The organism is Polynucleobacter hallstattensis (assembly GCF_018881835.1).
GTDB lineage: Bacteria > Pseudomonadota > Gammaproteobacteria > Burkholderiales > Burkholderiaceae > Polynucleobacter > Polynucleobacter hallstattensis.
In genome coordinates this window covers 1,051,092-1,063,687 of the sequence record NZ_JACVPO010000001.1, presented here as the reverse complement: position 1 = coordinate 1,063,687, position 12,596 = coordinate 1,051,092, and the positions used below count along the sequence as shown (strand labels likewise).

Below are 12,596 nucleotides of genomic sequence, written 5' to 3'. Positions count from 1 at the left end.
ATGCACTTATTTAGTGCAATTTGATGCCTCCAATATGGTTTATTATTAAATTCACATACACCCAAGGGAGAACCCATGAAAAAAGTTTTAGTTCTATTGGCCGCCTTAAGCACATTTTCTGGCTTAGCTCAGGCTCAAGAAAAAATTCAGGTTCTAAGCACACAAGAACTTATAAACGTTTGTAAATTGCCAGCGAGTCCTGAATCCCGCAGCTTTTGTGTAGGCTATACAACCGCTATTTACGATACTTATTTGGCTACACGCCACCCTCAGCGCGCAAAGCCATATATTTGCGTAAAGCAACCAGCGCCGTCCCGTGATGAAGTAATTAGTGAATTTGTAAAATTTGGCCAATCAAATCAACAAACTGCTGACAAACCAGCAGCAGGCGTTTTCTTGGGCTTTTTGGAATCACGCTTTCCTTGTGCCAAAAAATAAGCTAAGTAAGCAAGCTATTGAGCCAATCCAATTTATAGACTAAGGAAGAGTTGATATGAAAAAAATTATCGCTATTACTGCCGCAACCCTTGCAATCGTAGGTTGCTCCAATATGAGCAATACCGAACAACGTACTTTATCTGGCGCTAGTATCGGTGCGGCAGCTGGTGCAGTAGGTACAGCTATTTTCCACGGCAACCCAATCTGGGGCGCAGTCGGTGGCGCAGCAGTTGGCGCGGCCTCTGGTTACGTATACGATGCCTACAAAAAAGAGCAGGCCTCTGAATACAACTCTGGTTACAACGCTGGAAAAAATAATCAACCAGCCAAAGCTCCTCAGTAATACTGAATATTTCTTGTAGCAAGAAAATAAAAACCCGACCTGCGTAATGCAAGTCGGTTTTTCTTTAAGGCTTCAGTAATTTAAGACAGTAGCAGCTGATTAATACGCTTTACATAAGCGGCCGGATCATTCAATTGGCCACCTTCTGCCAAGAGAGCTTGATCAAACAAAACCTGAGTCCATTCATCAAAGTGCTGATCACCTGACTTCAACTTAAGGAGCAAAGGATGCTCTGGATTGATCTCCAAAATAGGTTTGGTATCCGGCGCTTGCTGGCCTGCTGCTTTGAGCATGCGCAATAAATTTCCAGAAAGCTCGTTCTCATCAGAGACTAAACAAGCTGGAGAATCAGTCAAGCGGAAAGTCACACGCACATCCTTCACCTTGTCTTCTAGAGCGGCCTTCATACGATCGAGCAAGTCCTTGAAATGCTTCTCAGTTTCTTCATGCTCCTTCTTTTCCTTCTCATCACTGAGACTACCAAGGTCAAGCCCGCCCTTTGCTACCGAGGTCATCTGCTTGCTATCAAACTCCGTAAAGAAAGAAAGCATCCACTCATCCACGCGATCTGAGAGCAATAACACCTCAACGCCCTTCTTTCGGAAGATTTCTAAATGCGGACTATTTTTAGCAGCATTAAAAGTATCGCCAGTCACGTAATAAATCTTGTCCTGACCTTCTTTCATACGTGAAACATATTCAGCTAAAGAAACAGTTTGATCGGCAGAATCTGTTTGCGTACTTGCAAAGCGTAATAGTTTTAAGATGCGCTCTTGGTTTGCTTGATCCTCACCAATGCCTTCTTTAAGCACTTGCCCAAACTGAGCCCAGAAGGTGCGGTACTTTTCTTTCTTAGCATCATCGCCATTGGCTAGATCCTCCAACATGCTCAGCACACGCTTGGTGGAGCTTTCACGGATGATTTTGACATCACGTGATTCTTGAAGAATCTCACGGGAGACGTTTAAAGGCAGATCTGTTGAATCAATCACACCAGTAACAAAGCGCAGATACATCGGCATTAATTGCTCGGCATCATCCATGATGAATACCCGCTTCACATACAACTTAATACCGCCACGCTTATTACGATCCCACAAATCAAATGGTGCACGTGCAGGTACATACAGTAGTTGCGTAAATTCACTGCGGCCTTCAACCCGATTCAGGGAATGGCACAAGGGATTTTCGTAGTCGTGAGACAAGTGCTTATAAAACTCGTCATACTGCTCTTGAGTAATCTCCGCTTTAGAGCGCGCCCATAGAGCGCTGGATTGGTTAATACTTTCAAGCTCATCTTTAATCACCTGCTCTTTTTTATCCGCATCCCACTCTTCTTTATTCATCTGAATCGGCAAAGAGATGTGATCAGAATATTTACGAATAATCGATTTGAGCTTATGGATAGAAAGGAAATCGTCTTCACCTTCACGTAAATGCATCATGATCGATGTTCCACGTTGTGAGCGATCAATACTTTCTATCGTAAATTCGCCCGAACCATCAGACTCCCAACGAACCCCATCGGTCGCTGGCAGACCAGCACGACGAGTCTCCACCGTAATACGGTCAGCCACAATAAAGGCTGAGTAAAAGCCCACACCAAACTGACCAATTAAAGCGGCATCTTTTTGTTGATCGCCGGATAGCTTGGAGAAAAATTCTTTCGTACCAGAGCGAGCAATAGTGCCCAAGTTAGCAATGGCTTCATCGCGGCTCATACCAATGCCATTATCAGAAATAGTTACGGTTCTGGCTGCTTTATCAAAACTGACTTTGATCTTCAGATCAGGATCATCGCCATACCAATCGGGATGCTCGATTCCCTCAAAGCGAAGCTTATCTGAAGCATCGGATGCGTTAGAAATCAACTCTCGGAGAAAAATTTCCTTGTTGGAATACAAGGAATGAATCATTAGTTGTAAAAGTTGCTTTACCTCGGCCTGAAAGCCTAAGGTTTCTTTGCTAGCTACAGTCATGCGTATTCCCTCTTCCTTCTTAATCAATGAACATCATCTCAAGTAAATGGGGCTTATTTAATACATTTCAAGATCTACACCGCTAGAAATTTAACTCTGATGTGGCTTTGAATGTTTCTCCGCTATCGGCAATTCAGCCTTTTTCCAAGCACTAAAACCGCCCTCTAGATGACAAACACCTGGCACCCCCATTTTTTGAAGGGTTTCTGTTGCCAAGGCAGAGCGCCATGCGGATGCGCAATACAGCAGTAAACGCTTACCTTCACCAAAAATCGGCTTGTAATAAGGGCTGTCTGGGTCAACCCAAAATTCCAACATGCCACGCGGTGCATGAATTGCATTCGGAATCATCCCATCACGCTCCAACTCCCTCACATCCCGAATATCTACAAATACTGTATTTTGATCATCTAGAAATTGTTGCGCTTGCTCTAAGGGCACAGTCTCAATTTGAGCCATCGCATTAGCAATTAATTCTTGATAACCCAATTTCAATTTCATCAAAATCTCCTAAATTGCTAACAGTTTTACTGAGTTAGTTTTGCAGCTATTTTGACAGGCTTGTCCTGATAATATGTAGCTATGAACTTTACCCCTACCGAGCTTGGCGCAAGCATCATTTTTGCGATCGCAGTACTTCATACCTTTTGTACCTCGTATTTTGAAGCGCTTGCTAAAAAATCTCCAAAGCACGCCGGCTTATGGCATCTTCTTGGCGAAGTAGAAATCGTCTTTGGCTTTTGGGCGGCTATTTTGATTATTTTTATGTGGCTTGCTAATGATCTCGCCACAGCAAAAGAATACGCCAACCAACGTAACTTCACTGAGCCACTATTTGTTTTTGCCATTATGGTGGTCGCTGGTAGCAAGCCGATTTTGCATTTTGCAACCCAGCTGCTACACAAACTCGGTAAGGTAATTCAACTCATCTTCCGCACCAAGCAAGCTCCTACGCTATATTTCCTGACCCTGAGCATCACACCTTTGTTGGGCTCGCTGATTACTGAGCCTGCAGCAATGACGCTGGCAGCCTTCTTATTGCGTGACCTAGTCTATCGTCACAAGTGCTCTACCCCACTACTATTCGGTACCTTGGGTGTGCTGTTTGTCAATATTTCAATTGGTGGCACGCTGACTAATTTTGCAGCACCGCCGGTACTCATGGTTGCATCCACTTGGGGCTGGAGCAGCGCTTTCATGTTTGCCAACTTTGGCCTTGAAGCAACGATTGCCATTTTTATTAATGCAACAATCGTAACGCTGCTTTTTTATAAGCAATTAATTGAACCTACGAGCAAAGCTGATCACGTTCGCATTCCGATCGCCATCACAGCCATTCATCTACTCTTTTTGCTGGGTATTGTGGCTTTTGCACATGACCCCGTGATTTTCATGTGGCTACTACTTTTTTTCATTGGCTACACCACCGCTTATCCAAAACATCAAAGCCCGCTCATCTTGCGTGAAGCTTTGCTGGTGGGATTCTTCTTGGGTGGATTAGTCGTATTGGGTGGACTGCAAGGGTGGTGGCTACAACCGATTCTGGAAACCATGAGCCCGACGGCCGTTTTCTATGGCAGCCTGGCATTAACGGCAATTACTGATAATGCGGCACTCACTTATTTAGGCTCATTAGTACAGGGCACTACCCCAGAATTCAAGTTAGCTTTGGTTGGCGGCGCAGTAGCAGGCGGCGGCCTAACCGTCATTGCCAATGCCCCCAATCCTGCTGGACTGGCTATTTTGCGTATTTACTTCCCCAATGCGGCTGTTTCGGCAGGCTTGTTATTGGTAGCCGCCATTCCACCAACCATTGTTGCGATTCTGGCCCTACGTCTTCTCTAAGCGACTTATCCCGTAAAATCTCAGCTTCGCCCCCAGCTATAAACCTGAGAACGGCATATGAAAAAGCTCTATATCAAAACCTTTGGCTGTCAAATGAACGAGTATGACTCGGGCAAGATGGCCGACCTCCTTCATGCCAATGAAGGCATGGTCATGACCAACACCCCTGAAGATGCAGATGTGGTTCTATTGAACACCTGCTCGATTCGTGAAAAAGCAGAAGATAAGGTATTTTCTGACTTAGGGCGCCTGCGTGAGCTCAAGAAGACCAAACCCGATTTATTGATTGGTGTTGGCGGTTGCGTTGCCAGCCAAGAAGGTCAACAGATTATTAGCCGAGCTCCTTATGTGGATGTGGTCTTTGGTCCACAAACGCTGCATCGCTTGTCTGATCTCATTACGCAACGTCGCGAAACTGGCAGGCCTCAAGTGGATATCTCTTTTCCAGAAATAGAAAAGTTTGATCATCTACCCGCCTCTCGTCAAACGCGCGGCTCGGCTTATGTTTCCATTATGGAAGGCTGCTCAAAATACTGCAGCTACTGCGTGGTTCCTTACACTCGCGGCGAAGAAGTATCGCGCCCCTTTGATGACGTATTGACAGAAGTAGCCGGTCTTGCAGCTCAAGGGGTGAAAGAAATTGTCTTACTAGGTCAAAATGTGAATGCTTATCTTGGCAAAATGGGTGATACGGAAGAGATTGCAGACTTTGCGCTACTGATTGAATATATTGCAGAAATTCCGGGTGTTGAAAGAATTCGTTTTACTACTAGCCACCCAAAAGAATTTACCCAGCGCTTGATTGATGTCTACGCAAAAGTTCCTAAGCTGGTGAGCCACTTGCATCTTCCAGTGCAACACGCATCCGACTCCGTTTTATCTGCAATGAAACGTGGCTACACCGCCTTAGAATACAAAAGCATTATTCGCAAGATGCGTGTTGTGAGGCCCGACCTGACACTCTCCAGCGACTTCATTGTGGGCTTTCCTGGCGAAACAGATGAAGACTTTGCAAAGCTTCTCAAAATGGTTGAAGAACTCAATTTTGATAATAGCTTTTGCTTTATTTTCAGCGCACGTCCTGGGACACCCGCTGCCAATTTAAGCGATGACACGCCTTATGAAGTCAAACTCAAGCGACTACAAACTTTGCTTGCGCTAGTTGAGTCACAAGCAAATCAGATTAGTAAAGATATGCTGGGTAATACTGAACGAGTTCTGGTTGAAGGCTTAGCAAAGGATGGAGTGAACCTGCAAGGTCGCGCTACCAATAATCGGGTAATACACTTTACTGCGCCAGATGCAGATATCGAATCACTCATTGGTCAAATGGTAGACATCCGCATCACTGAAGCGCTCAATTACACACTCCGAGGTGATCTCATCAGTGAACTCACTTCTGCGCACGCCCATTAATATGGCAGGCAAGCAATCGTCCCCTTCTAAATTAGAGATAGATATTCAGTTTGCTAGCACTGCAATTGAGGAAAAAGTTTTGACGATTGCTTCTCAAGCAGTAATCAAAAAATGGGTAAAGGCAGCGGTTCATTTAAATGGTCTGATTACCTTACGCTTTGTTAATGCAGTTGAAGGGAAAAAACTCAATTTTGCCTTTCGCAGTAAAGACTATGCGACTAATGTCCTCACTTTTCCATATGAGCTCAGCAACAAGACTTTGACTGCCGACATTATTTTTTGCCTCCCCGTGATTCAAAAAGAGGCCTCAGAACAAAACAAGACTGCTAAAGCTCACTTAGCTCATCTGATTATTCATGGCTGCTTACATGCCCAAGGTCTTGACCATGAGAACGATAAAGAGGCAAAGAAAATGGAAAGTAAGGAAATCACCCTCCTGACATCTATGGGCTTTGCCAATCCCTACGCACCCATTTAAGAGACTCTTAATACCTCCTTCATTGAATTTACTTATTTCTGCGATATTCTTGACATATGCCTGACCCCAATAAATCCCTTTTAGAACGCTTGGCCGATTTTTTAACGCCACAGCCAACCAGTCCAGCAGAACGTCGTCAGGAGCTGATTGATACCCTCAGAGAAGCTCAGACAGAGGGCTTAATTGATGCAGATGCCCTCTCCATGATTGAGGGAGTATTCCAGGTAGGTCAATTATGTGCGCGCGATATTTTGATTCCCAGAGCGCAGATTGACTGGATTGACATTAGCCAGCCTTTATCGGAAATCATCAAAAGTGTGATTGCTGCCGCTCATTCACGCTTCCCTGCATTTGAAGGTACTCGTGACAATGTGGTTGGCATACTGTTGGCAAAAGATTTATTGCGTCACTCCACTGAAAAAGATTTTCAGGTGCGTGATTGGCTCCGTCCCGCAGTATTTATTCCTGAATCTAAGCGCTTAAGCGTGTTGCTACGTGACTTCAAAGACAACCGCAATCACTTAGCTATTGTCGTAGATGAATACAGCAGCGTCGCTGGCGTCATTACAATTGAAGACGTGCTTGAGCAAATTGTTGGCGACATTGAAGATGAGCACGATATTGATGAAGAGGCAGATAACCTAATCTCTTTAGACAATGGTGATATTCGCGTGAAGGGAATTACCGAGCTCGAGCAATTTAACGAGACCTTGGGTACGCAATTTGATGTTGAAGGTATCGAAACGGTTGCAGGTTTAGTTATTCAGCATCTTGGTCGAGTGCCGAAGATGGGTGAACTGATTGAAATCGATGGGGTTGAATTTGAGGTTCAGCGTGCCGACCCAAGACAAATTCATATTCTGCTTGCACGACAACTCCCGAAAAAACCTTCCTGAGAATTACCTTGATTGATTCACAATCAGCAAGGCTTCCGAATAGCGCCAATGTATTGCTGCTATTTTTTCTCGGAGTCTTACTGGCTGCAGCAGCAGAACTACCGAATGGTGGCTGGATACAAATCCCGATCTTAAGTTTAATTTGGTGGAGGATGGGTCAGCAAGTAAGTGCGACCATCAAAGATCGATTTATTTCTGGAATGTCCTTTGGTCTAGGCTACTTTGTTCTCGGTCTATGGTGGATCTACATTAGTCTGCATGACATAGGCGGAATGCATGCTGTACTTTCTTGCTTAGCGGTATTTTTACTGGCTGCTGGAATGGCTTTATTTTTCTCCAGCGCCTCTCTCTCCCTCTGCCTGGCAAAACATAAGCGCCTGACAGGTCTGGTACTAGCGGCCTCATGGGTAATTATTGAATATCTACGTAGCGTGGTCTTTACCGGCTTTCCTTGGATGGGATTTGCTGAAGCCCAATTCAATGGCCCCTTCGCACCAGCAGCACCATTCTTCGGCGGTCTGGCATGCACATTTTTAGTGGTGTGGGTCTCTTGGGAAATCAGTCAACTCAAGAAAAATATCTTTTATAGTGGTGCCTGCATTATTTCTGCCATCACTCTTGCGCAACTTGCTAGCTTCTGGACTTTCACAAAACCGATTGGCGAGCCACTCAGTGTTCGTTTAATTCAGGGAAATTTTGAGCAGAGCCTCAAGTTCAATCCCAAAGCTATTGAAGAGCAATTTAGTTTTTATACCAACGCCATCGAGAGTCAATCAGCAGATCTCATCATCACTCCAGAGACTGCTTACCCCTGGCCCCAAAGCAATCTTCCTACAGGCCTATTGGGATCACTCCAACAGTTTTCCACTAACACCTCTAGCAATGTCTTGCTTGGCGTGATTGGAGAGACGGGTAATTCCGCTGGGGCACAGTTCACCAATCGTGCGCTTGGACTCTCTCCGAATGCACCAAGATATCAATATGACAAATCGCACTTGGTACCTTTTGGAGAATTTATTCCGCCGGGTTTTCATTGGTTTGTAAATGCCTTCAACGTACCCATGAGCGACTTTGCACGAGGCAAGCAAGATCAAGCTCCTTTCAGCATTATTCGCTCTGGAAAAGATGTGATTCATGCGGCAATCACGATTTGTTATGAGGATGTCTTTGGCGGGGAATTAGCTTCCCGCATTCTTCACAGTAGTCAACCTGTCAACCTATTGATCAATATGACCAATCTGGCCTGGTTTGGGGATTCTCAAGCACCAGCTCAGCAGTTGAGGTTATCCCAGTTGCGCTCCTTGGAGACTGGCCTTCCAGCCTTACGTGCCACTAATACAGGCATCACGGCAGCGCTTGGGCCAGATGGCAAAGTACTGTCACAACTCGATGAATTTACCCAGGGGGTACTTAGCATTAAGATCCAAGCCTACTCCGGCACAACTCCTTACGTACTTTGGGGAAACGCGCCCATTTTGAGCCTTTCTGCTCTCTTACTCCTTCTGGGTCTAATTCGCCAAAAACGAATCTAAGTGCAATTTCCTAGTTCGCTAGCTTAGCCATGTAAAATCAAAGGCTTAGCCAGGTACATCATGCTTACTTTTCAGCAAATCATTTTAAAACTCCAAGATTACTGGGACCAACAAGGTTGCGCCCTATTGCAACCTATTGACCTTGAGGTCGGTGCCGGTACATCCCATACAGCTACTTTCTTGAGAGCCATTGGCCCTGAGCCATGGAAAGCAGCATACGTCCAACCTTCACGTAGACCCAAAGATGGTCGCTACGGAGAAAATCCGAATCGCCTGCAGCACTACTACCAGTACCAAGTAGTACTGAAGCCTGCGCCAGAAAATATTCTTGAGCTCTACTTAGGATCGCTTGCAGCCTTAGGTCTTGATCTTCAAAAGAACGATGTACGTTTTGTTGAAGATGACTGGGAAAACCCGACCTTGGGCGCATGGGGCTTGGGCTGGGAAGTTTGGCTTAACGGCATGGAAGTAACTCAATTCACCTATTTCCAGCAAGTGGGCGGCATTGACTGCAAACCTGTTTTAGGCGAAATCACCTACGGTATTGAACGCTTGGCAATGTATATCCAAAATTGCTCTAACGTTTACGACCTCGTTTGGGCAGACGGCATCTCTTATGGTGACGTGTATCACCAAAATGAAGTGGAGCAATCTTGCTATAACTTTGAACATTCCAACACCGACCTCTTGTTTGCAAACTTCACCAACTATGAAAGTGAAGCCAAGCGTTTGATGGAAGTGCCATTAGCCTTGCCCGCTTATGAAATGGTACTTAAGGCAGGACATACCTTTAACTTACTTGACGCCCGAGGTGCTATCTCGGTTACCGAGCGTGCAGCCTATATCGGACGTATCCGCAATCTTTCTCGCGCAGTAGCGCAGGCTTACTTTGAGTCTCGCGAGAAATTGGGATTCCCGATGTGCCAACGTCAATCTAAAGCCTAAGTAGCTCAATCAAATTATGAGTACACCGAACTCCCTTTCTCGATCAGACAACTTTCTGATTGAGTTGTTTACTGAAGAGCTTCCACCAAAATCATTACGCCGCTTAGGCGATGCTTTTAGTGAGGGTATTTATTCAACCCTAAAAGCTGCAGGACTCTTGAGTGACAACTCTTTTGCTACTGGCTTCGCTACACCGCGTCGCCTTGCCGTTCAAATTACCAATGTCTTGAGCCAAGCTCCCGACTATCCGGTACGTGAAAAATTACTGCCGACCAGCATTGCTTTTGATGCTGATGGAAAGCCGACTGCGCCACTACAAAAGAAATTAGCTGCCTTGGGTTACGCTGATATTGACCTCTCCACCTTAGAGAAAGCCGGTGAAGGAAAAAATGAAGCGTTGTATCTCAATGTCATCGCCAAAGGTGCAGCATTAGAGCAAACTGCGCAACAAGCCCTCGAGCAGACGCTGAGCAAATTACCCATCGCCAAAATGATGCATTACCAAGTGTTGCAGAAAAATGGTGAATTAGCAGACGTTGAGTTTGCACGCCCAGCGCACAGCATCATCGCTATCCATGGCAAACAAACATTACATATCAGCGCACTAGGCATTGACGCTGGAAACCAAACAGAAGGCCACCGCTTTCTGGCTCCAGGCGTCATTTCTATTGCCTCTGCAGATCAGTATGAGTCTGACCTCACCACCAAAGCAAAAGTGTTACCAAGCTTTGACAAGCGCCGTGAATTTATCGAATCCGCATTATTAAAGGCTGCTGGCTCCGATTTAGTTTTGATGCCAGATAGTCTCTTAGATGAAGTAACTGCCTTAGTAGAGTGGCCAGCAATTTATGAGTGTCACTTTGATCAAGAGTTCTTAGAGGTTCCACAGGAATGCTTGATTCTGACAATGCAGACCAATCAAAAATACTTTGCTTTAACTGACAAGCAAGGTAAATTACGCAATCGTTTTCTGATTGTTTCCAACATCGAGACTGATAAACCAGAAGCAATTATTTCTGGCAATGAACGTGTAGTGCGTCCACGACTTTCCGATGCACGCTTCTTCTTCCAACAAGATCAAAAGCGTCCACTAGCATCTCGCGTAGCTGATCTAGGAAAAGTGGTTTATCACAATCAGCTCGGCAACCAATTGGATCGCACCAAGCGTGTTCAAGGTATTGCTGTTGGCGTTGCAAAAACTTTATCAGCTAATGAAACGCTGGCTAGCCGTGCTGCTGAGATTGCTAAAACGGATTTATTAACTGATATGGTTGGCGAGTTCCCAGAACTCCAAGGCATCGTGGGTCGCTACTATGCAACCCACGATGGCGAAAATGCTGAAGTAGCCTCTGCTTGTAGCGAGCATTACATGCCTCGATTTGCTGGTGACGCATTACCCCAGACTCAAACCGGCACCATCTTAGCGATTGCCGACAAGCTAGAAACCCTTGTCGGTATTTGGGGTGTTGGCCTTGCACCAACTGGTGATAAAGACCCCTACGCCCTACGTCGTCATGCTCTCGGAATCTGCCGGCTCTTGCTGGAGAAGAATCTCAGCCTAAGCCTGCCTCACCTAATTGAGCTGGCACGCAAACAATTTCCCCAGAAAGACGTTCAAGAAAAAGCAAAGGCTGAAGATATTAATGCTTTCATTATTGATCGCCTACGCGCTTACTTACGTGACCAAGCGGTTGCTGGCAAACCATTCACTACCGAAGAGATTGATGCAGTATTAAGTCAATCACCTGCCCAATTAAATGACTTGATAGATCGCTTAACTGCATTACGTGAATTTAATTCCTTAGCGGAAGCTGCTCAGTTAGCTGCTGCCAACAAGCGTATCAGCAATATCCTGAAAAAGAATGTCGCTACTATTCCGGGAGCCTGCTCAAGCAAGCTCTTACAAGTTCCTGCTGAAATCGCTCTACACCAAGCGCTTGAGAAGCTCACCCCAACGCTGACTGCTGCTTATGAGCAACGTCAGTTTGTGGATCTATTAAAAGCTCTCGTAGCTTTAAGTACTCCAATCGATCAATTCTTTGCCGATGTCATGGTGATGGACCCCAATCCAGAGCTGCGTGATAACCGCCTAGCTCTCCTGCAACAACTTCACCAGAAAATGAATCTTATTGCCGACCTCGGCAAATTAGCATGAGCAATAGCTCTTCCAAACTAATCATTCTTGATCGCGATGGCGTGATCAATGAAGACCGAGATGATTATGTCAAGTCGAGTGATGAGTGGGTTCCCCTGTCAGGCAGTCTTGAAGCTATTGCACTACTCAATCAAGCGGGCTATCAAATCGCTGTGGCAACCAATCAATCTGGGTTAGCGCGAGGCTATTTTAATATCAATGATCTGCATGCAATGCATAGCAAGATGGATAAACTCCTCAAACCCTTGGGCGGTCATATCGATAGTATTTTCTTTTGCCCACATACAGACGCTAATGCATGCGATTGCCGCAAACCCCTACCAGGGATGATGAAAGAGATAGCGCTGCGTTACAAGAAAAATCAGAGTATCACGCCCTTATTAGGTGTGCCGATTGTGGGCGACTCCTTGCGTGACTTACAGGCAGGAGTTGCATTGGGCGCTAGTCCGCATTTAGTGTTAACCGGCAAGGGCAGTAAAACCCTAGATAAAGGTGGCCTCCCAGAGGGAACACAGATTCATGTGGATTTGATGGCATTTGCTACCGCACTCCTACAAGATCAGGTTTAA

General features: G+C 45.5%; 12 protein-coding genes. 10 read left to right on the top strand and 2 right to left on the bottom strand.

What is annotated here, in order from left to right:
* Nucleotides 1-75: 75 nt before the first annotated feature.
* Together ICN26_RS05635 and ICN26_RS05630 are read left to right on the top strand one after the other, a co-directional pair.
* Nucleotides 76-438, top strand: a complete 363-nt coding sequence (locus ICN26_RS05635) for a Rap1a/Tai family immunity protein (RefSeq protein WP_216267472.1) — start codon at nucleotides 76-78, stop codon at nucleotides 436-438.
* Nucleotides 439-493: 55 nt separating this feature from the next.
* On the top strand, nucleotides 494-781 hold the full coding sequence (locus tag ICN26_RS05630) for a YMGG-like glycine zipper-containing protein (protein ID WP_216267471.1): 288 nt from the start codon (nucleotides 494-496) through the stop codon (nucleotides 779-781).
* 80 nt (nucleotides 782-861) lie between these two features.
* On the opposite strand, the gene htpG is transcribed toward ICN26_RS05630, so the two are convergent.
* A complete protein-coding gene (gene htpG / locus ICN26_RS05625) occupies nucleotides 862-2,760 on the bottom strand; it encodes a molecular chaperone HtpG (RefSeq protein WP_216267470.1) in 1,899 nt (632 codons plus the stop codon).
* Nucleotides 2,761-2,850: 90 nt separating this feature from the next.
* Complete coding sequence (locus ICN26_RS05620) at nucleotides 2,851-3,261, bottom strand: rhodanese-like domain-containing protein (protein WP_216267469.1); 411 nt, start codon at nucleotides 3,259-3,261, stop codon at nucleotides 2,851-2,853.
* Nucleotides 3,262-3,342: 81 nt separating this feature from the next.
* On the opposite strand from ICN26_RS05620, the gene ICN26_RS05615 reads away from it, so the two are divergent.
* The 8 genes from ICN26_RS05615 to gmhB are packed head-to-tail and all read left to right on the top strand — an operon-like array spanning nucleotide 3,343 to nucleotide 12,596.
* A complete protein-coding gene (locus ICN26_RS05615; protein WP_216267468.1) occupies nucleotides 3,343-4,605 on the top strand; it encodes a putative Na+/H+ antiporter in 1,263 nt (420 codons plus the stop codon).
* Between the two features lie 57 nt (nucleotides 4,606-4,662).
* On the top strand, nucleotides 4,663-6,021 hold the full coding sequence (miaB, locus tag ICN26_RS05610) for a tRNA (N6-isopentenyl adenosine(37)-C2)-methylthiotransferase MiaB (RefSeq protein WP_216267467.1): 1,359 nt from the start codon (nucleotides 4,663-4,665) through the stop codon (nucleotides 6,019-6,021).
* On the top strand, nucleotides 5,993-6,499 hold the full coding sequence (ybeY, locus tag ICN26_RS05605) for an rRNA maturation RNase YbeY (RefSeq protein ID WP_369411790.1): 507 nt from the start codon (nucleotides 5,993-5,995) through the stop codon (nucleotides 6,497-6,499). Before miaB ends, ybeY begins: the two co-directional genes overlap by 29 nt.
* A gap of 56 nt (nucleotides 6,500-6,555) precedes the next feature.
* A complete protein-coding gene (locus ICN26_RS05600; RefSeq protein WP_216267465.1) occupies nucleotides 6,556-7,395 on the top strand; it encodes a CorC family transporter in 840 nt (279 codons plus the stop codon).
* Between the two features lie 8 nt (nucleotides 7,396-7,403).
* Nucleotides 7,404-8,927 carry an apolipoprotein N-acyltransferase gene (gene lnt / locus ICN26_RS05595; RefSeq protein WP_216860369.1) on the top strand — a complete coding sequence of 508 codons (1,524 nt, stop codon included), beginning with the start codon at nucleotides 7,404-7,406 and terminating at the stop codon, nucleotides 8,925-8,927.
* Nucleotides 8,928-8,987: 60 nt separating this feature from the next.
* A complete protein-coding gene (gene glyQ, locus ICN26_RS05590; RefSeq protein ID WP_015422011.1) occupies nucleotides 8,988-9,872 on the top strand; it encodes a glycine--tRNA ligase subunit alpha in 885 nt (294 codons plus the stop codon).
* Nucleotides 9,873-9,888: 16 nt separating this feature from the next.
* Nucleotides 9,889-12,027 carry a glycine--tRNA ligase subunit beta gene (gene glyS, locus ICN26_RS05585; RefSeq protein WP_216267464.1) on the top strand — a complete coding sequence of 713 codons (2,139 nt, stop codon included), beginning with the start codon at nucleotides 9,889-9,891 and terminating at the stop codon, nucleotides 12,025-12,027.
* Nucleotides 12,024-12,596, top strand: coding sequence for a D-glycero-beta-D-manno-heptose 1,7-bisphosphate 7-phosphatase (gmhB, locus tag ICN26_RS05580; RefSeq protein WP_216267463.1), 573 nt, complete (start codon nucleotides 12,024-12,026; stop codon nucleotides 12,594-12,596). The genes glyS and gmhB overlap by 4 nt, the downstream gene beginning before the upstream one ends.